This is a genomic window from Neisseria perflava (assembly GCF_019334725.1).
Classification (GTDB): domain Bacteria; phylum Pseudomonadota; class Gammaproteobacteria; order Burkholderiales; family Neisseriaceae; genus Neisseria; species Neisseria subflava_A.
Genome location: NZ_CP079818.1, coordinates 138,363 through 158,976, shown reverse-complemented (window position 1 = coordinate 158,976; position 20,614 = coordinate 138,363). Strand labels below are relative to the sequence as shown.

Sequence of the window (20,614 nt, the reverse complement as noted above, 5' to 3'; positions counted from 1 at the left end):
ACTTATGCCATTACTTGCAGGTCTTATACCTTTATTGGCAATTTTGCTCAAAATGCTAATTGTCAGAATAATTATTGCTACTGGCATGACGTTTGTAACATATGCAGGCTATATTATTGCGCTAAATAAATTTAAAGATTACACCTTGAATGCCATAAATTCTATGCCGTCTGATATTCTAAATTTACTTTTAATCGGTGGTTTTGGCCAAGGCCTCGGTTATTTATTCGGCGCATTCAGCTTTTATATTGGAATGAATACATTGAATAAATTAACTTTTATTATGCCAAGGTAAGGTAGCGTTATGATTTATTTATTTACTGGGAATATGGGTACTGGCAAAACATCGCGCGTCGTGTCCATGATTCTGAACAACGAAGACGGCTTATTTAAAATGAAGCTTGAAGACGGTACGGAAGTCGATCGTCCGCTTTATTTCTGCCATATTGACGGTTTGGATAAACGAAAATTTAACGCGCATGAACTTACTGAAGAAGAAATCATGTCTGCACCGTTGCGAGATATTATTCCGCAAGGTGCCGTCTTGATTGTTGATGAAGCTCACTATACCTATCCTGTTCGTGCTGCCGGTCGTCCTGTTCCGCCATATATCCAAGAATTAACCGAACTCCGCCATTACGGCCATACGGTTATTTTGATGACCCAGCACCCAAGTCAGCTTGACGTATTTGTACGTAATCTCGTGTCAAAACATACGCACCTTGAGCGTAAAGCAGTAGGTATGAAGCAATATACCTGGTACAAATGCGTTACCAGTCTAGATAATCCTGCCGCAGTAACAGGCGTTGAATCATCAAGCTGGAAGCCGCCAAAAGAAGCGTTTAAATATTACAAATCATCCAGCCAACATCAGAAGTTTAAAAAGAACATTCCGCTTGCTGTTTGGGCTTTAGTAGCTATTTTTGCCTTTATGGCTTGGAAAGGTTACAACGTCTATCAGATTTATAAACAAGGTAGCGGACAATCTGAAGTAGTTCAATCTGTTTCTGATTCGTCTGCAAGTGAACCGCAGGCAATCAATGAAACTGATCAATCTAAAAGTCCACAAGATATAAATTCAAATCTTAAGCCTGAAGATTTTGTACCTACTCTAGCTGAAAAACCTGAAAGTAAACCCATTTATGACAATGTAAGACAAGTTAAAACGTTTGAATATATTGCCGGTTGCGTTGAAGGTGGTAATAGTGGCTGTACTTGTTACAGCGCCCAAGGCACGCCGCTAAAAGAAGTTACTAAAGCCATGTGCAAGGATTACGTGAAAAATGGCCTTCCTTTCAATCCCTATAAGGATGAACAGCACACCGTACAACAGACACAAACAGCACCGCAGACAGCTTACACGCCTGAAAATGGACAAGTTCTTACAATGGGCGGTAAAAGCCCTCAAAACCTGATGTATGACGGTTATGTTGAAGCAGGCGAAAAAACAGGCTTCCAAAATGGTGCAAAGGTCGGCAGTTAAGAGATATTTATTTAATTGTTGATGTAGCCTAAGCGGAATCAACGGTTAAATAAATATCAATGGGGTGCGGGAACTCCCGCCTTTTTGAAATTGGGTAAATTAAATTGAAACCTGTAAATCGTTTTATTTGAGGCGGTTTACAGGTTTTTGTTTAAGCGCAAAATAAAAGCCCGGGCGGTTTAGGCAGCAAGTCGACCAAAGCTAAAATTGAGGAAAAGAAATGCCGAATCGTCTGACCATCCTAAAGATTGAATATCATCATAGCCATTACAGGCTGAATAAATAAGGAAAATGAAATGAATGTAATAGGGTTGGACGTATCTAAAGACACGATAGACGTAACATTGATTACAACTAAAGGAAGCAAAGACTATATAAAAATATCCAATAATACAGAAGGATTTGAGAATCTGATTAATTGGATAAAAACAAAACGAATTAGAAAAATTGCCATAAGTATGGAAGCAACAGGCATTTACTATGAACAGGCGGCAGAATATTTGAGCGCGCTATATACGATCTTTGTTATTAATCCCTTAAAAATCAAAGAATATGCAAAAAGTCAGTTTAGCCATACTAAAACAGACAAAGCAGATTCAAAACTTATCGCCGAATTTGCAAACCGCCATTTAGACAAACTGACACCGTTTAGGCCGTCTGAAAATCCCATACTCTATAAGCTGGTTAATTTGCTGCAACAACTAAAAGAGCAGCAAAAAGAAACACAAAACAGGCTGCATACCGCAAAAGACATATACATAAAATCAACCCATGAAGCAATCATAGAACTGCTTGAAGAAAAAATAGATCAGACATCAAAGCGGATAGAAGGCATGATAAAGCAGAAAGAAAGTCTAAATATCGAATATCAAAACCTTCAAACTATCCCGGCAATAGGAAAAGAAACCGCAGTGATCCTACTAAGACACCTTACAGATAAAAATTTTGAAACAGCGAATAAATTTGTAGCCTTTGCCGGCCTAAGTCCAAAAATTGAACAATCAGGGACAAGTGTCAATAAAAAAGGCAGATTGAGCCGATACGGACACCGACAATTAAAACGCGCCTTGTTTATGCCTGCCCTTGTTGCCTACCGCATGAATGCATTTCCTCAACTTGTCAGAAATTTGGAAGCGGCAAAAAAGCCTAAGATGATAATCATCGTTGCACTAATGCGGAAATTGGCAAAAATCGCCTTTTATATACACAAGACTAAAAAGCCGTTTGATAAAGCGCGACATCAGACGGTTTAACGAATTTATACAAAACAAAACGGCTGTAAAAACAGCCGTTCTTTGTCGTTTCTATTGAAAATGCAATAACTAAATATTCATTAAAAACATAAAGATAAGAAATTAACTTATTTTAATAATTGACATGTCAATATATCATCTTTTGTTTTGCGGTTTATTCGTTGACGAACGTTACACCGGTCAGTTGCGATTGCAAAATGGCAGTGCGCAAAGCAGTCAGTGCTTTCGGACGGACAAAGTTGCGGCGATAGGCCAAAACGACACGGCGGTGCGGTGCAGTACCTTCAAACGGGATAATGCTGAAAAGCATGTGGTCGTTTTCGGTCAATGCGGTAGCCGGCATGACGCTGATGGCCAAACCGCTGGCAACCATGTGGCGGATGGTGTTGATGGAGCTGCCTTGCAGGGTATTGGTCAAACCTTGGATTTTTTGTTTGGAAGCCAATTCGGAACAGCTTGCCAACACTTGGTCGCGCATACAGTTGCCTTCGGACAGCAGCAACACTTGTTCTTCGCCCAAAAGCTGAGGCGTAACGGCATCGAGTTCTTCAAAGTGATGTCCTTTTGGAACGATGACGAAGAAAGGTTCGTCATACAGAGGCTCGGTTACGATGCCCGGCTCTTGGAACGGTTCGGCAACGACGATTGCATCGACATCGCCGCGTTTGAGCGACTCGGTCAGGATGTGGGTATAGTTCTCTTCCAGCATCAGCGGCATTTTCGGCGCGGTTTCACGCAGCGCGGTAATGAGCTTGGGCAGAAGGTAGGGGGCAACGGTAAAAATCAGGCCGAGTTTGAACGCACCTTCCAATTCGTTTTGCTCTTCATTGGCAAGGTGCTTGATGAGTTCTGCTTCTTCCAGAACCCGGCGGGCTTGGGCGACAATGCGCTCGCCCGCTTCGGTTGTGATGATGTCGTTGCTGCTACGGTCGAACAGGGATACCGACAGCTCTTCCTCCAGCTTTTTAATGGCGATGGAGAGGGTGGGCTGGCTGACAAAGCAGCGTCGTGCGGCACGTCCGAAGTGACGTTCTTGTGCGACGGCTACGATGTAACGCAATTCGGTCAAGGTCATGTGTTAAGCCTTTTTTTGTTCCGGCAGGGTGATGTTCAGCTCAAGAACGTCCAAGCCGTCTTGTTTCTCTTGGGAGATGCGGATGTCGTCCAATGATACGTTGACGTATTTGGACAGGACTTCCAACAACTCTTTACGCAGGGTCGGCAGATAGTCCGGAGCTTGGCCTTCTTGTGCGCGTTCTTGCGCGATGATGATTTGCAGGCGGTCGCGCGCGACGGTGGCGGTTTTCGGCTTTCTGCCGAACAGCATATCGAGCAGTGACATGTATTAACCTCCGAACAGTCGTTTTAAGAAGCTTTTCTTCTCAGCTTCGAGGAAACGCATTTCGCGGTTTTCACCCAAGAGGCGGGCGATAACGTCCTTGTAGGCTTCTGCTGCTGCGGCATTGTCTTGGTGGATGACAGGTTCGCCGGCGTTGGAAGCTTGCAGGACGTTTTGTGATTCAGGAATCACACCGATCAACGGAATACGCAAGATGTCGCAGATATCTTGTACAGACAGCATTTCGCCCTTGGCCACGCGCTCAGGGGAGTAGCGAGTAATCAGCAGGTGCTCTTTAACAGTATCGCCTTGTTCGGCTTTGCGGGATTTGCTTTGCAAAATGCCCAAGATACGGTCGGAGTCGCGGACGCTGGATACTTCCGGATTGGTGGTAATGATGGCTTCGTCGGCAAAGTAGAGCGCCATCAGTGCGCCTTGTTCGATACCGGCAGGGGAGTCGCAGATGATGAATTCGAAGCCCATTTTTTTGCTGGCCAGCTCTTTCATCACGTTGTCCACGCCTTCGCGGGTCAGCGCGTCTTTGTCGCGGGTTTGCGATGCAGGCAGGATGTAGAGGTTTTCGCAGTTTTTGTCTTTAATCAGGGCTTGGTTGAGAGTCGCTTCGCCGTGGATAACGTTGATGAGGTCATATACGACGCGGCGTTCGCAACCCATAATCAGGTCAAGGTTGCGCAAACCGACGTCGAAGTCGATCACGGCAGTTTTGTGGCCGCGCAGGGCCAGGCCGGTTGCGATGCTGGCGCTGGTAGTGGTCTTGCCCACGCCGCCTTTACCTGAAGTTACTACGATGATTTTGGACACGATATTTCCTTTTTAAGTACTGATGTTTATTCGGCGTCGATTGCGCTGATAACCAGTCGGTTGTCTTGCAATGATACTTGTACGGGTTTTTTGTGCAGATGCTCGGGCAGGTCTTGCTCGAAGTTGCGGTAGATACCGGCAACGGAGACTAATTCGGCCTGCATGGAATGAATAAAGATGCGCGCGTTGGTATTGCCTTTGGCACCGGCCAACGCTCTGCCGCGCATGGGGGCGTAAATATGGATGTTGCCGTCGGCGATAAGTTCCGCACCTTGGCTGACGATGCCGGTAACGATGAGGTCGCCGTTTTCAGCGTAAACCTGCTGGCCGGTACGCACGGGCGTGCTGACCAATACGGTCGGATTGTTGATAACGGTGGCTTGTACGTCTTGCGGCTGTGGTGCTTGGCGCGGGGTAGGCGCTGCCTGTGTGTCGGCTGCCTGGGTGGAGTTACCTTGTTTGAATACCAAATGATAACGCGCCGCTGCTGCCGCCCATGTGTCGCTGGTGTGGTGCAGCCCTAAAATTTGCATGCCGTAACGGGCAAACAGGGAAATCATGCCGCCCAAATCGATGGATTCGGGGTGGTCGAAATCTTGTACGTCTAAAATGAAGGGAACGAATTCGTCTTGAGATTGGCCTGCCAGTTGGCGCAGGAATTCTTCCAATTCTGTTAGATCTGCGGTGTGCAGATGGATGGATAAGACGTCCAAACGTGACGTTTTTATGTCGAATGCGGGTTTCATTGTAATGAAATAATAAAATTTTTTAATGACGTAAGTTTACCGTGTAAATCTTGGCTATTCAATCTGTTTGGCCGTCTGAAACCAAAATATTTTGTTTGAACGTTTTTCAGCTGTATTTAGTGTGGTTTTTTGGTGTGAACCCAGGTTTCAGACGGCCTTGGGGAAGGGGTAGCCGTGTGTGTCGATGTCGTCGGCGGCTGCCCACGGCGTGTGGATGAGGGTGGACGGTAGGTGCGCCAATTCGGGGAGGTAACTGCGGATGTAGCTGCCGTCGGGGTCGATTTGATGTGAACGGTGGGCATAGCGGACGGTGGCCGTGTCTTGTGCGGCGAGGTGCCAGTTGGCTTGGTTGAGCGCGGGGTCGGTGCCGGTTTGGACGGAGGCTGTCCATGCGATGCCTTGGTTGGGGTCAAGGTTGAGCGCATGGCAGAAATAGTGGGCACACAGCTGCTGGAGAACGGGGTGTAAGTGGCCGGTGGCTTTGAGGCCGCGGATGGAGGCGTCGATGATGGGCACGCCGGTTTGGCCGTGTCGCCAGTATTTGCGTACCGGAGCGGCATCGGTTGTTTCGGGCAGGCGGCGGTGGTAGGCGAGCTGGTAGCAGTAGTCGCGGAAAATAAGCTTGTCCAGCCACTCGAAATGTCGGTTTGCCAAGCCTTCGGCGGCCAGCAGGCGCGGTGAAATGCAGCCTGCGGACAGGTAGGCATTGAGGAGGCTGGTGTTTTTTCGTGCCGGAAAATTTTGAGTAATCGGGTAGTGAACCAAATTCTGTTTGAACGCGTGCCATTGCGTTAAGGCTGCGGTTTCGCCGCCCTGCTGATAGGCAGGCAATACTGCGCCGGTATGGGCTGGAAACAGTGGAACGTTTTGTTCGGTTTGAACAGACAATTCGGTTTCAGACGGCCTTTGTCCTGAATAAGCCTGCAACCATGCCTGTTTATAGGCGACAAAATCGGTGTAGGGCAGGCCGTTGGCATCCATGAGGGGGGATTTGGCCAAAATGCCGCGGTCGTTGGCGTGTTGCAGGGCAATGCCTGCTCGGTCGAAATTGTGCCAGAGGTGGTTGTCTTGGCGGATTTCGGCTTCGGTGTAGGCTTCATCTGTGATAACGGTATGGGCATTAAGCGCAGCAGCCAAGGGGAGGAGGTCTTCGTCGGAGGCAACGACATATAAAGGAATATGGTGTGCCGCCAGACGGGTATGCAGCTCTTGCGCGGCTTGATAGTGGAACAGGCTTTGACGCGGATTGTGGTTTTCAGACGGCCTTTGGCTGACCCAGACGCAGGCGATGGGCAAACCGCTTGCAACGGCGGCATTAAGCGCGGCATTGTCGTGCAGGCGGAGGTTGCGGCGGAACCAGACAAGGACGTGGGCAGATTTCATGAGCATGTTCCGACGGAAAAGGGGAAAACCATTTTATCAGAATCGGCCTCCTGTATCAGGCCGTCTGAAAAATCTTTTGGTTTGATTTCGCTATATAATTTTGGTTTTAGCAACGAGGCGGCAACCATGACCGAGCAAACCGTTTTGGCACTCATTACCTGCCAAACTTATCCCGAACCATCGGACAACCTGAAAACATTGGCGGCATGCTTGGAAAGCATGGGCGTGAAAACCGTATTTGATGCGTGGCAAAACCATCCGTCCGCGCCGTTTTTACTGCCTTTGTGTGCATGGGATTATGCCGCCGAACCCGAAGCCTTCCGCCAATGGCTGGAACAAGCCGAGCGGGCGGGGCAGCGTTTTATCAATCCGCCCGAGCTGATGGCTTGGAATATGGAAAAGACTTATTTGTGTGATTTAGCAGAACGCGGCGCGCAAGTGATTCCCAGCGTGTTCGTTCCGCCGCAAAAAGCTGAATTGTCCGACATCCTGAACCAACAAGGATGGCCGAACGCGGTCATCAAGCCTGCATTCGGGCAGAGCGGCAAAGGCGTGGTCAAAGTTTGTGCGGAGGAATTGGACGTGGATATGGTGGATTATCCGCAAGGTATGATTGTTCAACCGTATATCCGCGAAATCGAAACGGTGGGTGAAACCTCGCTGGTGTTTTTCAACGGCATATTCAGCCATGCCGTACGCCGTCAGCCGCCGCAAGGCGAATGGCGCGCCAACTCGGCCTATGGTGTGTCGGTGTTCGGTATTGAGCCACCCGAGTTTGCCATCAGTGCCGCACAAGACGTACTGGCCGCTTTGCCGCAAATGCCGGTTTACGCCCGAGTGGACGGTACATTGGTCGGCGATACCTTCCTGCTCAATGAATTGGAACTCATCGAGCCAGCCCTGTATTTGCACACCAGCGAAGGCGCGACAGAACGCTTTGCCCGACTGTTGGCGCAGTTACTTGGGCAACATTCATCAACCTGAATCAATATAGTTAACAAGCATCAGGCCGTCTGAAAACCATCTTTCAGACGGCCTGAGGCTTTTTTAAAGCAAGATTTGCGTGTTTGTATTTTTCAATAATGTGCCATTTGTCGATTGTGTCATTTTAATTGATGCAGTCTTAATTAATGGTTGATTAACTTTCATTTGGCATTTTATCTCGGCCGCAGCCTTTATTTTTAGCGGATTGTAAACAATCTGACCGGTCTAAATAGATATCTTTTTAGGGTAAAACCTCAAAAATCTTTTTAAAAAGAAAGATATTGTCTTATTGAATATTCTGTGCTGAAATTACATGACACTACAAAAAGTAGTGCATAAAAAAATAAAACAGACAAAGGAGAAAGCCATGCAATTGTTTTTAGACAATCTCAAAGCCTTTTTCGAAACCATCAGCGGCTGGGTCTGGGGACCTATTATGTTGATGCTGCTGGTCGGTACGGGCATTTTGCTGACCGTTTTGCTGAAAGGCTTGCAGTTCACCATGTTGGGTTATGCGCTGAAACAGGCGTTTGTGCCGTCAAAGAAGCATGAAGACGGCGGAGACCACGAAGGCGATATTTCCCATTTTGCGGCGTTGATGACCGCGCTGTCCGCCACCATCGGTACGGGTAACATCGCCGGTGTGGCAACTGCGGTGGTAACCGGCGGCCCGGGCGCAGTATTTTGGATGTGGATGACCGCCATTTTCGGCATGGCCACCAAATACGGCGAAGGCGTGTTGGCGGTGAAATACCGCGTGACCAATTCCAAAGGTGAAATGTCCGGCGGCCCGATGTATTACATCGAAAAAGGCTTGGGCAAAAACTGGAAATGGATGGCCGTTGCGTTTGCACTGTTCGGCACATTCGCTTCCTTCGGTATCGGCAGCTCGGTGCAGTCCAACTCGGTTGCACAGGCAGTGCAAACCAGCTTTGGTGTCGAACCTGCCTACACCGGCGTAATATTGACTGTATTAACGGCCATTGTGCTTTTGGGCGGCATTAAGGGCATTGCCAAAGCCGCGTCCTTTATCGTACCTGCCATGGCAGTGTTTTATGTAGTGGGCGGTATTTCCATTATTGTCGTGAATTCTGACGCACTGATGCCTGCCGTCAAACTGATTTTCTCCGATGCGTTTAGCGCGCAAGCCGTGGCTGGCGGTGCCATCGGTACGGTCATCCGCTACGGCGTGGCGCGCGGTGTGTTCTCCAATGAAGCGGGCATGGGTTCTGCGCCGATTGCCGCCGCCGCCGCGAAAACCGACCACCCCGTCCGTCAGGCATTGGTTTCCATGACCGGTACGTTTTTGGACACCATCGTCGTTTGTTCGATTACCGGTATCGTGTTGGTCATGGGTCTGCTCGGCGCAGGCGGCGAGTTTGTGAAACCTGAATTGAGCGGCGCGGCGCTGACAACCGTCACTTTCCAAAAAATGCTGCCCGGCATCGGCGGCTGGATTGTCACCATCGGCCTGATTTTCTTTGCCTACTCAACCATTCTCGGCTGGTGTTATTACGGCGAGAAATGCGCGGTTTACGTCTTCGGCGAGAAGTTTGCCGGTTTGTACCGCGTTGGTTATGTTTCTTCGGTTATGCTGGGAACCGTGTTGAGCCTTGATTTGGTGTGGCTGGCTTCGGACACATTCAACGGCTTGATGGCGTTGCCCAACCTGATTGCGCTTTTGTTGATGGCGAAAGTCATCGTCAATGAAACGCGCGACTTCAAACAAAAAATCAAAAACGGCGAATTGCCGCATTAATGTCCAAGGCCGTCTGAATCTGAATATTCAGACGGCCCGATGTATATTAAGTCTGTTTGGAAAAAAGTCAGAGGAGGAGAAAAATGAAAGTGCTTGTTTTAGGTGCTGGTGTTGCCGGCGTATCTTCCGCGTGGTATCTGGCAGAGGCAGGACATGAAGTAACAGTCATCGACCGCGCCGAGGGTGTGGCGATGGAAACCAGTTTTGCCAATGCAGGCCAGCTTTCTTACGGCTATACCACGCCGTGGGCTGCTCCCGGTATTCCGACCAAAGCGCTGAAATGGCTGTTTAAAAGCCATCCGCCTTTGCTGTTTCGCCCTGACGGCAGCCTGTATCAAATCGAATGGCTGTGGCAAATGCTGCAAAACTGCACGGCCGCGCGCTATCAAATCAACAAAGAGCGCATGGTCAGGATTTCTGAATACAGCCGAGAAATGTTCCGCCGTTTTGAAGCGCAAACCGGCATGAATTTTGAAGGGCGCAAAAAAGGGACGTTGCAGATTTTCCGTCAGGCTAAAGAAGTCGAAGCGGCAGAACAAGACATTGCCGTTTTGGAACGCTACGGCGTGCCGTACCGCCGTCTGAAACCCGAAGAATGCGCCGAGTTTGAGCCTGCGCTGGCACGCGTTACCGCAAAAATTGCCGGCGGCCTGCACCTGCCTGCGGATGCGACCGGCGACTGCCACCTCTTCACTGAAAACCTATACAAATTGTGTCAGGAAAAGGGCGTACAGTTCCACTTCAACCAAACCATCAGCCGCATCGACCACAACGGGCTGCGCATCAAAGCCGTTGAAACCGAAACAGGGCGGTTTGAAGCAGATGCCGTTGTCTGCGCGCTCGGCTGCTTCAGCAGGACTGTGTTGGCGCAGTTGGATCTCAATCTGCCGATTTATCCCGTCAAAGGCTATTCCTTGACCCTGCCCGTCACAAACTCAGACGGCGCACCGGTTTCCACCGTTTTAGATGAAAGCTACAAAGTCGCCATCACGCGCTTTGACAACAGAATCCGCGTCGGCGGCATGGCGGAATTGTCTGGCTACGAAATCAAACTGCCCGAAAAACGCCGCGAAACCTTGGCTTTGGTCGTCAACGACTTGTTCCCCGAAGGCGGCGATTTGAAACAAGCATTGTTCTGGAGCGGTCTCAGACCGATGACGCCCGACAGCACACCGCTAATCGGGCGCACCCGCTTTGATAATCTCTTCCTGAATACCGGCCACGGTACTTTGGGCTGGACCATGTCGCTGGGTTCGGCAAAATTAACCGCCGATATCGTGAGCGGCAAAGATACCGAAATCCGAAGCGACGATTTGAGCCTGTCGCGTTATCAGGCTTAAGCTGGAAAGCGATAAGGTTTAGCGGCATTTCAAATTTAAAGGCCGTCTGAAAATTATTTTTCAGACGGCCTTTTGTTTCAAAATCTGTGTACCTAATCAATAAAATAAATAATAACTATTATCATGCGCATTAAAAAGTGTTAGTCTGAACCTGTCCCAGCTTTTAGCGCAGGTCTTCTCATGCCCGATTTTTCGATGTCCAATTTGGCCGTTGCCTTTTCCATCACGTTGGCTGCCGGTTTGTTTACCGTATTAGGCAGCGGCTTGGTGATGTTTTCCAAAACGCCTAATCCGCGCGTGTTGTCGTTTGGTTTGGCATTTGCCGGCGGTGCGATGGTTTATGTTTCTCTGACGGAAATTTTCAGTAAGTCCAGCGAGGCGTTCGCTGAAATTTATGATAAAGACCACGCGTTTGCGGCGGCGACCATGGCATTTTTGGCCGGTATGGGCGGCATCGCACTGATTGACCGCCTGGTGCCGAACCCGCATGAAACCTTAGATGCGCAAGACCCGTCTTTTCAAGAAAGCAAACGCCGCCATATTGCGCGAGTCGGTATGATGGCGGCGTTTGCGATTACGGCGCACAATTTCCCCGAAGGCTTGGCGACGTTTTTTGCCACCTTGGAAAATCCGGCGGTCGGGATGCCTTTGGCCTTGGCGATTGCCATCCATAATATTCCGGAGGGCATTTCCATCGCCGCGCCGGTTTATTTTGCCACCCGCAGCCGTAAGAAAACGGTATGGGCGTGTCTGCTATCCGGCTTGGCCGAGCCTTTGGGGGCGGCTTTGGGCTATTTGGTTTTGCAGCCGTTTTTATCGCCTGCCGTGTTCGGTTCGGTGTTCGGCGTGATAGCTGGTGTGATGGTGTTTTTGGCGTTGGACGAGCTGCTGCCGGCCGCCAAACGCTATTCAGACGGCCATGAAACCGTTTACGGCCTGACAACGGGTATGGCGGTGATTGCCGTCAGCCTGGTATTGTTCCGTTTTTAAAACCCGTATGCCAAAGGCCGTCTGAAATGATTCAGACGGCCTTTTTGCGTTATAATCCGCACATCAAAAATAACCTTAATTTCACAAAGTTCCATCATGTTAGACAAATACAATCCAGCCGAAATCGAATCCAAACATTATCAAAACTGGGAAGAGCAGGGCTATTTCCAGCCTGATATGGATTTGACCAAACCGTCTTTCTCCATCCAACTGCCGCCGCCCAACGTAACCGGTACGCTGCACATGGGCCATGCCTTCAACCAAACCATCATGGACGGTCTAACCCGCTACTACCGCATGAAAGGCTGCAACACCGCCTGGATTCCGGGCACCGACCACGCGGGCATTGCCACGCAAATCGTGGTCGAGCGTCAACTTGCCGCGCAAAACGTGTCCCGTCATGACTTGGGCCGCGAGAAATTCTTGGAAAAAGTGTGGGAATGGAAAGAAGTTTCCGGCGGTACGATTACCCAACAAATGCGCCGCGTGGGCTGCTCTGCCGACTGGACGCGTGAGTATTTCACGATGGACGACGTGCGCGCCGAAACCGTAACCGAAGTGTTTGTGCGTCTGTATGAACAAGGCTTGATTTACCGCGGCAAACGCTTGGTGAACTGGGATCCGGTTTTGGGTACGGCAGTATCTGATTTGGAAGTGGAAAGCGTGGAAGAACAAGGCTCTATGTGGCACATCCGCTATCCGCTGGCGGACAATCCCGCCGAAGCCGTTATCGTGGCGACCACCCGCCCTGAAACGCTGTTGGGCGACGTGGCCGTTGCCGTCAATCCTGAAGACGAACGTTATACGCATTTGATCGGCAAGGAATTAATCCTGCCGCTGACCGGCCGCACCATCCCCGTGATTGCCGACGAATACGTCGAAAAAGACTTCGGTACCGGCTGCGTGAAAATCACGCCTGCGCACGACTTCAACGACTACGAAGTCGGCAAACGCCACGACACGCGCCTGATTAATGTGTTTGATTTGGAAGCCAAAGTGCTGGCAAACGCCGAAGTGTTTAACTTCAAAGGCGAAGCGCAACCAGGCTTTGCCCTGCCTGAAAAATACGCAGGCTTAGACCGCTTTGCCGCGCGCAAACAAATGGTTGCCGATTTGCAGGAACAAGGTTTCTTGGTCGAAATCAAACCGCACACGCTGATGACGCCGAAAGGCGACCGTACCGGTTCCGTGATTGAGCCGATGCTGACCAGCCAATGGTTTGTCGCTATGTCCGCCACGCCAAACGGCGGCGAGCCTGACAGCGAGTTCAAAGGTTTGAGCCTGGCCGACAAAGCCAAAAAAGCCGTTGATAGCGGCGCGGTACGTTTTATCCCTGAAAACTGGGTCAATACCTACAACCAATGGATGAACAACATCCAAGACTGGTGTATTTCGCGCCAACTGTGGTGGGGCCATCAAATCCCCGCGTGGTACGACGAAGCAGGCAATGTTTACGTTGCCCGCAATCAGGAAGAAGCCGAAAAACAAGCCGGCAAAACAGGCTTGACCCGCGAAGAAGACGTATTGGATACATGGTTCTCCTCCGCGCTCGTGCCGTTCTCCACGCTCGGCTGGCCGTCTGAAACCGACGAACTCAAAGCCTTCCTGCCGTCCAACGTCTTGGTAACAGGCTACGAAATCATCTTCTTCTGGGTGGCGCGTATGATTATGATGACCACACACTTCACCGGCAAAGTACCGTTTAAAGACGTGTACATCCACGGCATCGTGCGTGACCACGAAGGCAAAAAAATGTCCAAATCCGAAGGCAACGTCATCGACCCTGTGGATTTGATCGACGGCATCGACTTGGACAAGCTGCTAGTGAAACGCACGACCGGTCTGCGCAAACCCGAAACCGCGCCGAAAGTGGAAGAAGCCACGAAAAAACTCTTCCCCGAAGGTATCCCCAGCATGGGCGCGGACGCCTTGCGCTTCACCATGGCGAGCTACGCCAGCCTCGGTCGCAGCGTGAACTTCGACTTCAAGCGCGCCGAAGGCTACCGCAACTTCTGCAATAAATTGTGGAACGCCACCAACTTCGTGTTGATGAACACCGAAGACAAAGACTGCGGTCAAGACGAAATGCAGCCGTTGGCGTTTACCTTCGCCGACCAATGGATTATCGGCAAACTGCAACAAGCCGAAGCCGCCGTTGCCGAAGCCTTTGAAACCTACCGCTTTGACCTTGCCGCGCAAACGCTGTACGAATTTGTGTGGAACGAATATTGCGACTGGTACATCGAGCTGGCAAAAGTGCAAATCCAAACCGGCTGCCCGACAACCCAGCGCACCACACGCCGCACCCTCGTGCGCGTACTCGAAACCATCCTGCGCCTGCTGCACCCAATCATGCCGTTCATTACCGAAGAGCTGTGGCAGGTCGTTGCGCCTCTGGCGAATGCCAAAACCGCCGACAGCATCATGTTGGCCGCCTATCCGCAAGCCGATAAAGAGAAAATCGTTCAGACGGCCTTCGATAAAATGGCCGCATTGAAAGACTTGGTGGAAGAAGTGCGCAAACTACGCGGCGAAATGGGTATCGCGCCAAACGTCAAAGCGCCGCTCTTTGTCGAAGGCAACGCAGAACTCGAAGGCCTGCTCAAATACCTGCCGTCGCTGACCCGACTGACCGAAGCCAAGCTGGTGGACAGCTTGCCGGAAGCGGAAGACGCACCTGTCGCCGTCTGCAACGGCGCGCGCCTGATGCTGAAAGTCGAAATCGACAAAGCCGCCGAAACCGCCCGTTTGAGCAAAGAAGCCGAGAAGCTGCAAAAAGCCTTGGACAAACTCAACGCCAAACTCTCCAAACCCGGCTATGTGGACAAAGCCCCCGCACATCTGGTGGAGAAGGATAAGGCGGAATTGGCGGAGTTGATGGATAAGATGGGGAAAGTGGAAGGGCAATTGGCGAAGTTGAGAGGGTGATTGGAAGGCAGCCTGAAAACGGTGGAGTGGTTTTCAGGCCGAAACACAGCTTTCATATTTTAAAAATTCAAAAATGTACGGAGACTATCATGGATATCGCTGCTTCTATTTTAGACCAACAGCTTTTAGGTATTCCGCAGGAAACCAAAGATGAAGTATGCCAAATTTTGAACATCAACCCAAATGACACGGACAAACTCAAATCCGCCCTGTTTACTTTTATCTGTATCAAAGACATTTTGGATTTGGATGAAGAAACAGCCTTGGATTGTCTGGTTGACGGAGGCGGAGATTTTGGAACGGATGCTGTTTATATAGATGAAGAAAACGATGGGGAATTTTCCGTTGTCCTTATCCAGTCAAAATACGCCAAGAGTTTGGACGGAAATAAAAATTTCCCACAAACCGGCATAGAAAAATTAATCAAGGCCGTTCAATATCTGTTTAATCCGGCTGCCGATTTGGGCGGCATCAATATGCGCTTGAAAGCCAAAGTCGAAGATATCCGCTCACGTATTCGGGACGGGCAGATACCGCAGATTCGGGTTATCGCCTGCAACAACGGGCTGAAATGGAACCGGGAAGCGCAAACCGATATTGACCGCGAATTTCAATCTGTATCCCAAGTGTCATGGGAGTATGCCAACCATGAAACCCTGCTGGCTATCCGTAGCCGCACAAAACCTGTCGATGCCGTATTGCGGCTGAAAGGCAAAGCAGTAATTGAAGATATGAATTTCAGCCGCGTCTGTATCGGGCGGATTCCTGTTAAAGAAATTGCCCAATTAATGAGACAGCATGGCGAAAAACTACTGGAAAGGAATATCCGCCGTTATCTCGGTTTGACAGGAAACCGCGTTAATCAGGATATCCAAAGAACCCTGCAACACGAGCCGGATAATTTCTATTTTTACAATAACGGGCTGACTTTGATATGCAGAAGTTTTTCCTATAATGCCTTGCAGACATCCGATTACCAGGTCAATGTTACGGATTTGCAGATTGTAAACGGCGGTCAGACATCCATGACCCTGATGAACGCAATAGCAGATTTTTCCGATATTTCGGACAATGCCAGCGTGTTGGTGCGCATCTACGAGCTGCCAAAAGAGCAAAACGATTTGGTTATGAAAATCACCCATGCCACCAACAGCCAAAATCCTGTGGATTTGAAGGATTTGAGAGCCAACGATCCCCAGCAGCAGCGTTTGGAGATATCGATTGCAGAGTTGGGTTACACCTACCGACGCAAGCGTAGCCAGGAAGCAGGAAAAAACGATATTACATCAGGCACGGTTGCCGAAGCGGTACTTTCGGTTGTCAAAGAAAAACCCCAGCAGGCGAAATTTTTCACCAAGGAGCATTTTGGTAAATTGTATGGCGAAATTTTCGATAATTTGAACGGGGCGCAGGCGGTATTGTCCGTATTGATTTACCGTATGGCAGAGAACAGAAGAAAACGCCCGCAGGAAAATGATCCCGACTTTGTCCGTTATGCTTCCTGTTTTATTGCCATGCAGATTGGCAGGAAACTTCTTGCAGATTCAGGATTGGCATCATTTGATTTGGTTAATCATCAAAATTTCGTTTCTTTGCAGGCACGGCTGGATGAAAAGGGCGAAGCTTACCTTCAAGCAGCAATACAGGACATCCGGCAGGCACTTGCTGCACTTTACAACGATAGCTCAGAAATTTCTTTACAACAACTTGCCGCCACGTTTAGACGTGGAGATTTAATTAATTACTTGAAGTAACCGACTAACCAATGGGGAGGCCGTCTGAATCCGTCTTTCAGACGGCCTCCCCATTTTCAGGCTGCCCTTCCCAAGTCAGCCTGAAACCTTTCCCCCGCCCCAAACCCATCCGCCGTCATTCCCGCCTGCGCGGGAATGACGGTGTTTGTTGCTTTTCAGACGGCCTTTTTCTTTTTTTTAATCCATCACATTCAATCAAACCAAACAATCTGATTTTCATCCACGCTGATGCTGATTTCCTGTCCGGTTTGCGGTTTGTCCGTATCGTGGTCGGCATGGGGATACCAAATTAAATCGCCGTATTGCGGATGGGTGAGGGTGAGGCGTATGCCTTCGGCGAGAGGAATGGCTTCGCTGATGCGGACGGCTGTGCCGTTCGGGTCGAATCGGATGGCGTGTTGGGGGATGTAGCGTGTGTCGCCGGTGTTGGCCAAACCGAGCAGTAGGGCGGCTTGGGCGTTGACGGGGCGGCGGATAAGGGTTTCCGGCGTGCCGTGTTGGAGGATGCGGCCTTCGTGCATGATGGCGATGGTGTCGGCCATGGTGCAGGCTTCCTCGGCGGAGTGGGTCACGAGGATGGCGGGGATGTTTTGACTGCGGATGCGTTCGGCGGTCAGGGTGCGCAGGTGGTGGCGCAGGTGGGTGTCGAGGCTGGAGAAGGCTTCGTCCAAGAGCAACAGCGACGGGCGCGTGATGAGGGCGCGTGCGATGGCGAGGCGTTGCTGTTCGCCGCCGGAGAGGCTTTCGGGTTTGCGTTGGGCTTCGTGTTCCAAACTGATGTCGCGCAAGGCCTGCATGGATTGTTCTTCAATTTCGGCTTTGGGCAGACGGCGCATTTTGAGGCCGAAGCCGACGTTGTCGAGGGCGGTTAAATGCGGCAAAAGGGCGTAGTCTTGAAACATCAGCGAGATATTGCGTTTTTCAGACGGCATGTCGGTGATGTTGTCGCCGTTGAGCCAGACTTCGCCGCTGTCGGGACGCACCAGGCCGACGATGGTTTTGAGCAGGGTGGATTTGCCGCAGCCGGAGCGGCCGAGTACGGCGAGAATTTCGCCTGCTTCGACGTTTAGGTTGATGTCTTGGGCAACGGTTTTGCTGCCGAAGCGTTTGTTGATGTTTTTGAGTTGCAACATGGTTTCAGACGGCCTTTAAAAATGGGGTCGGCAATGGATGCTGTCGAGCCATGCGGACAGCGGATGTTTGGGGTTGATCAGGCCGTATCGCCGGCAGGCTTCGATCGTGACCAACTGGGCATCGTGCATCATGTGTCCGCCCAACATGGCATCGATCAGGGTGGGGATGTCCATCAGTTCAAAACCGGCAACTTCGCCGTCTTGATTGGCGGGTTGGAAGCCTTCGGGTAGGACGATGTCGAAGATATACAGGATTTCGTTGTGGACACCGCGATTAACGGGGCGCAAACTGTATATCTGGGCGGTCGGTCGGATATGGGGTGTCATAGAAGCGGGAATGCCTGCTTCTTCTTCGCCTTCGCGGCAGACGGCTTCAGACGGCATCTCGCCGCTGCTGATGCCGCCTCCGGTCAGGTTGTCGAGTTTGTTTGGATCGACGACTTTGTGCGGACTGCGGCGGCCTATCCAAAAGCGCAAACCGTCTTCTGTTTCGACCAATCCGTTCAAATGCACTGCCTGACTCATTAGGCCGAACGGACGGAAGGCGGCGCGTTCGAGTGCGCATAAAGGCTTGCCCGACTGGTCGCAGATGTCAAACTTTTCATCGCGCCAACCTTTGAGCCAACCGCATTCGCACCATTGTTGCGCCAGCATTTGCAAACTGTCGCCCATTTCCGCCCAGCTGTCGGTTTCCAAATTCAGGCCGTCTGAAAGGGTCGACTGCCTGCCTGTCCAATCTTGCCCGAGGCGTTCGCGCCATAACGGGTTCAGACGGCCTAAAGGCAGGCCGTTGAGATACAGAATGCACCAATCGTCGGATGCGCCATAGCTTGTCTGCGCCCAATCCCACAATGCGTTGTGGATATCGGGTGAGAATACCTGTTCAAAACGGAAAGACTGAGACATGGCGCATCCTCCAAAAGAACTAAAGATACGTCGATTTTAGCCGTTTACGGCGAATTTGCAAAACAACCATACCCCTTGAAAACCGCTATAATAGAGTAAATCATCCGAAACGAGCACATCATCATGAGTGAATTGACCGATATCCTTTCCTACAACCAACGTTTCGTTGAATCGGGCGAGTACGAAAAATATTTCACCAACAAATACCCCGGCCGCGAGCTGGCCATTCTTTCCTGCATGGATGCACGCATTATCGAATTGTTGCCCAATGCTTTAGGCTTGAAAAACGGCGATGCCAAGCTCATCAAAAACGCCGGCGCGCTGGTGACCCACCCTTGGGGTTCGGTGATGCGCAGTTTGTTGGTCGCCGTATTTGAACTCAAAGTCAAAGAAATCATGGTCATTGCCCACCACGACTGCGGTATGCGCGGATTGCATGCCGAAGAGTTCCTCCAGCGCGTACACGACAGCAATATCCCCGACGACCGCATCGAAACCCTGCGCAACGCCGGTATCGATTTGGACGGCTGGCTGACCGGTTTTGACAACGTCGAAGACAGCGTGCGCCATACCGTCGAGCTGATTCGCAAACATCCGCTGATGCCCGACAACATCGCCATCCACGGCCTGGTCATCCACCCGACCACAGGCAAGCTCAACCTGATTGTTGACGGCAGCCTGCCTGCTTCAGACGGCCAAAACATCTAACGCAGACACCACCACGAAATGAAAAACATCGGATTATTCGGCGGCACGTTTGACCCCATCCACAACGGCCACCTCCACATCGCCCGCGCCTTCGCCGACGAAATCGGTTTGGATCTTGTCGTCTTCCTGCCGGCAGGCGACCCGTACCACAAAGACAGCACGCGCACGCCGGCACAAGAGCGCCTCAATATGGTTGAACTCGCCATCGCCGACGAGCCGAAATTCGCCGCCAGCGACTGCGACATCATCCGCAACGGCGCGACCTATACGTTTGACACCGTCCAAATCTTCCGCCAGCAGTTTCCCGGCGCGCAACTGTGGTGGTTGATGGGCAGCGACAGCCTGATGCAGCTGCACACATGGAAAAAATGGCAAACCCTCGTGCGCCAGACCCATATCGCCGTCGCCATGCGCCAGGGCGACAACCTCAACAAAACACCGCGCGAATTGCACGCATGGCTCGGTGAAGCCCTGCAAAACGGCAGCGTCCGCATCCTCAACGCGCCGCTGCATAACACCAGCTCCACCCAAATCCGTGCCAGTCTCGCCAAAACGCACCATTCAGACGGCCTGCCTCAACCCGTTGCCCAATACATCCGCCAACACAAACTCTATGAAAAATAGCGTTTATTCAGGCAGATAAGCTATAATGCCGTCTGAAAACATTTCAACTAGGAAAATAATGAACGAACAAGAATTGCAAGACCTGCAAAAAATGGTCGAAGTGGCCGTAAACGCCCTCGAAGACATCAAAGCCAAAGACATCTCCGTTTTGGAAACCCAAGACAAAACTTCCCTGTTCGCCCGCATGATTATTGCCAGCGGCGACAGCACACGCCAAGTTAAAGCACTGGCCAACAACGTTGCCGTCGATTTAAAAGAAGCCGGTTTCGAAATCCTCAGCACCGAAGGCGACAGCGGCGAATGGACGCTCGTCGACGCAGGCGACCTCGTTGTCCACGTCATGCTCCCTGCCGTGCGCGACTTCTACGACATCGACACCTTGTGGGGCGGAGAAAAACCGAGTTTCCACGCCGGTATGCAAAAACCTTGGCACGCCGCCGACTAAAACGGTTTATCCATACA

The 20,614-nt window shown here is 50.8% G+C and carries 19 protein-coding genes; 12 read left to right on the top strand and 7 right to left on the bottom strand.

Annotation, left to right across the window (positions count from 1 at the left end; all coding sequences use genetic code 11):
* The first annotated feature begins 4 nt into the window (after positions 1 to 4).
* From LPB400_RS00790 to LPB400_RS00780, 3 genes are all read left to right on the top strand, one after another.
* Positions 5 to 295, top strand: coding sequence for a DUF2523 domain-containing protein (locus tag LPB400_RS00790; RefSeq protein ID WP_063068743.1), 291 nt, complete (start codon positions 5 to 7; stop codon positions 293 to 295).
* A gap of 9 nt (positions 296 to 304) precedes the next feature.
* The gene (locus tag LPB400_RS00785) at positions 305 to 1,483 is read left to right on the top strand and encodes a zonular occludens toxin domain-containing protein (RefSeq protein ID WP_219089121.1); all 1,179 of its coding nucleotides are present in this window, start codon (positions 305 to 307) and stop codon (positions 1,481 to 1,483) included.
* A 296-nt stretch (positions 1,484 to 1,779) separates the two neighbouring features.
* The gene (locus LPB400_RS00780) at positions 1,780 to 2,736 is read left to right on the top strand and encodes an IS110 family transposase (protein WP_219089119.1); all 957 of its coding nucleotides are present in this window, start codon (positions 1,780 to 1,782) and stop codon (positions 2,734 to 2,736) included.
* Between the two features lie 154 nt (positions 2,737 to 2,890).
* Here LPB400_RS00780 and LPB400_RS00775 read toward each other — a convergent pair whose 3' ends face one another.
* The 5 genes from LPB400_RS00775 to LPB400_RS00755 form a co-directional block, all read right to left on the bottom strand.
* Entirely contained in the window at positions 2,891 to 3,811 is a 921-nt protein-coding gene (locus LPB400_RS00775) for a hydrogen peroxide-inducible genes activator (protein WP_049330768.1), read from the bottom strand.
* 3 nt (positions 3,812 to 3,814) lie between these two features.
* Positions 3,815 to 4,078, bottom strand: a complete 264-nt coding sequence (minE, locus tag LPB400_RS00770; protein ID WP_003680625.1) for a cell division topological specificity factor MinE — start codon at positions 4,076 to 4,078, stop codon at positions 3,815 to 3,817.
* 3 nt (positions 4,079 to 4,081) lie between these two features.
* Positions 4,082 to 4,897, bottom strand: coding sequence for a septum site-determining protein MinD (gene minD / locus LPB400_RS00765; protein ID WP_219089118.1), 816 nt, complete (start codon positions 4,895 to 4,897; stop codon positions 4,082 to 4,084).
* A gap of 26 nt (positions 4,898 to 4,923) precedes the next feature.
* Entirely contained in the window at positions 4,924 to 5,643 is a 720-nt protein-coding gene (gene minC, locus LPB400_RS00760; protein WP_004520214.1) for a septum site-determining protein MinC, read from the bottom strand.
* Between the two features lie 147 nt (positions 5,644 to 5,790).
* Positions 5,791 to 7,026, bottom strand: coding sequence for an FAD-binding domain-containing protein (locus LPB400_RS00755; protein ID WP_225905461.1), 1,236 nt, complete (start codon positions 7,024 to 7,026; stop codon positions 5,791 to 5,793).
* Between the two features lie 126 nt (positions 7,027 to 7,152).
* Between LPB400_RS00755 and LPB400_RS00750 the strand changes: the two genes are divergently transcribed.
* The 6 genes from LPB400_RS00750 to LPB400_RS00725 all read left to right on the top strand — a co-directional run bounded on the left by LPB400_RS00750 (position 7,153) and on the right by LPB400_RS00725 (position 16,781).
* Complete coding sequence (locus LPB400_RS00750) at positions 7,153 to 8,010, top strand: ATP-grasp domain-containing protein (protein WP_107792386.1); 858 nt, start codon at positions 7,153 to 7,155, stop codon at positions 8,008 to 8,010.
* A gap of 367 nt (positions 8,011 to 8,377) precedes the next feature.
* The gene (locus LPB400_RS00745; protein ID WP_070583787.1) at positions 8,378 to 9,769 is read left to right on the top strand and encodes an alanine/glycine:cation symporter family protein; all 1,392 of its coding nucleotides are present in this window, start codon (positions 8,378 to 8,380) and stop codon (positions 9,767 to 9,769) included.
* An 83-nt stretch (positions 9,770 to 9,852) separates the two neighbouring features.
* Entirely contained in the window at positions 9,853 to 11,109 is a 1,257-nt protein-coding gene (locus LPB400_RS00740; RefSeq protein WP_070461263.1) for a D-amino acid dehydrogenase, read from the top strand.
* Between the two features lie 180 nt (positions 11,110 to 11,289).
* A complete protein-coding gene (zupT, locus tag LPB400_RS00735; protein WP_002220178.1) occupies positions 11,290 to 12,099 on the top strand; it encodes a zinc transporter ZupT in 810 nt (269 codons plus the stop codon).
* Positions 12,100 to 12,195: 96 nt separating this feature from the next.
* Positions 12,196 to 15,027 carry a valine--tRNA ligase gene (locus LPB400_RS00730; protein WP_070461262.1) on the top strand — a complete coding sequence of 944 codons (2,832 nt, stop codon included), beginning with the start codon at positions 12,196 to 12,198 and terminating at the stop codon, positions 15,025 to 15,027.
* 245 nt (positions 15,028 to 15,272) lie between these two features.
* Complete coding sequence (locus tag LPB400_RS00725) at positions 15,273 to 16,781, top strand: AIPR family protein (protein ID WP_225905462.1); 1,509 nt, start codon at positions 15,273 to 15,275, stop codon at positions 16,779 to 16,781.
* Positions 16,782 to 16,972: 191 nt separating this feature from the next.
* Here LPB400_RS00725 and LPB400_RS00720 read toward each other — a convergent pair whose 3' ends face one another.
* Both LPB400_RS00720 and LPB400_RS00715 read right to left on the bottom strand, forming a co-directional pair.
* Positions 16,973 to 17,914 carry an ABC transporter ATP-binding protein gene (locus tag LPB400_RS00720; RefSeq protein ID WP_219089116.1) on the bottom strand — a complete coding sequence of 314 codons (942 nt, stop codon included), beginning with the start codon at positions 17,912 to 17,914 and terminating at the stop codon, positions 16,973 to 16,975.
* Between the two features lie 15 nt (positions 17,915 to 17,929).
* Entirely contained in the window at positions 17,930 to 18,820 is an 891-nt protein-coding gene (locus tag LPB400_RS00715) for an NUDIX hydrolase (RefSeq protein WP_219089113.1), read from the bottom strand.
* Positions 18,821 to 18,943: 123 nt separating this feature from the next.
* On the opposite strand from LPB400_RS00715, the gene LPB400_RS00710 reads away from it, so the two are divergent.
* The 3 genes from LPB400_RS00710 to rsfS are packed head-to-tail and all read left to right on the top strand — an operon-like array spanning position 18,944 to position 20,597.
* Positions 18,944 to 19,528, top strand: coding sequence for a beta-class carbonic anhydrase (locus LPB400_RS00710; protein WP_070461258.1), 585 nt, complete (start codon positions 18,944 to 18,946; stop codon positions 19,526 to 19,528).
* Between the two features lie 18 nt (positions 19,529 to 19,546).
* Positions 19,547 to 20,152: a nicotinate-nucleotide adenylyltransferase gene (gene nadD / locus LPB400_RS00705; protein WP_219089112.1), complete on the top strand. Its 606-nt coding sequence runs from the start codon at positions 19,547 to 19,549 to the stop codon at positions 20,150 to 20,152.
* Positions 20,153 to 20,210: 58 nt separating this feature from the next.
* Positions 20,211 to 20,597, top strand: coding sequence for a ribosome silencing factor (rsfS, locus tag LPB400_RS00700; RefSeq protein ID WP_002246503.1), 387 nt, complete (start codon positions 20,211 to 20,213; stop codon positions 20,595 to 20,597).
* The last annotated feature ends 17 nt before the right edge of the window (positions 20,598 to 20,614 follow it).

Coding starts and splice junctions, on each gene's coding strand:
- LPB400_RS00785 (WP_219089121.1), top strand. CDS start 305: ATGATTTATTTATTTACTGGGAATATGGGTACTGGCAAAACATCGCGC.
- minE (WP_003680625.1), bottom strand. CDS start 4,078: ATGTCACTGCTCGATATGCTGTTCGGCAGAAAGCCGAAAACCGCCACC.
- LPB400_RS00745 (WP_070583787.1), top strand. CDS start 8,378: ATGCAATTGTTTTTAGACAATCTCAAAGCCTTTTTCGAAACCATCAGC.
- LPB400_RS00710 (WP_070461258.1), top strand. CDS start 18,944: ATGAGTGAATTGACCGATATCCTTTCCTACAACCAACGTTTCGTTGAA.
- zupT (WP_002220178.1), top strand. CDS start 11,290: ATGCCCGATTTTTCGATGTCCAATTTGGCCGTTGCCTTTTCCATCACG.
- LPB400_RS00750 (WP_107792386.1), top strand. CDS start 7,153: ATGACCGAGCAAACCGTTTTGGCACTCATTACCTGCCAAACTTATCCC.
- LPB400_RS00740 (WP_070461263.1), top strand. CDS start 9,853: ATGAAAGTGCTTGTTTTAGGTGCTGGTGTTGCCGGCGTATCTTCCGCG.
- LPB400_RS00755 (WP_225905461.1), bottom strand. CDS start 7,026: ATGAAATCTGCCCACGTCCTTGTCTGGTTCCGCCGCAACCTCCGCCTG.
- nadD (WP_219089112.1), top strand. CDS start 19,547: ATGAAAAACATCGGATTATTCGGCGGCACGTTTGACCCCATCCACAAC.
- rsfS (WP_002246503.1), top strand. CDS start 20,211: ATGAACGAACAAGAATTGCAAGACCTGCAAAAAATGGTCGAAGTGGCC.
- minC (WP_004520214.1), bottom strand. CDS start 5,643: ATGAAACCCGCATTCGACATAAAAACGTCACGTTTGGACGTCTTATCC.
- LPB400_RS00775 (WP_049330768.1), bottom strand. CDS start 3,811: ATGACCTTGACCGAATTGCGTTACATCGTAGCCGTCGCACAAGAACGT.
- LPB400_RS00790 (WP_063068743.1), top strand. CDS start 5: ATGCCATTACTTGCAGGTCTTATACCTTTATTGGCAATTTTGCTCAAA.
- LPB400_RS00715 (WP_219089113.1), bottom strand. CDS start 18,820: ATGTCTCAGTCTTTCCGTTTTGAACAGGTATTCTCACCCGATATCCAC.
- LPB400_RS00720 (WP_219089116.1), bottom strand. CDS start 17,914: ATGTTGCAACTCAAAAACATCAACAAACGCTTCGGCAGCAAAACCGTT.
- LPB400_RS00780 (WP_219089119.1), top strand. CDS start 1,780: ATGAATGTAATAGGGTTGGACGTATCTAAAGACACGATAGACGTAACA.
- LPB400_RS00730 (WP_070461262.1), top strand. CDS start 12,196: ATGTTAGACAAATACAATCCAGCCGAAATCGAATCCAAACATTATCAA.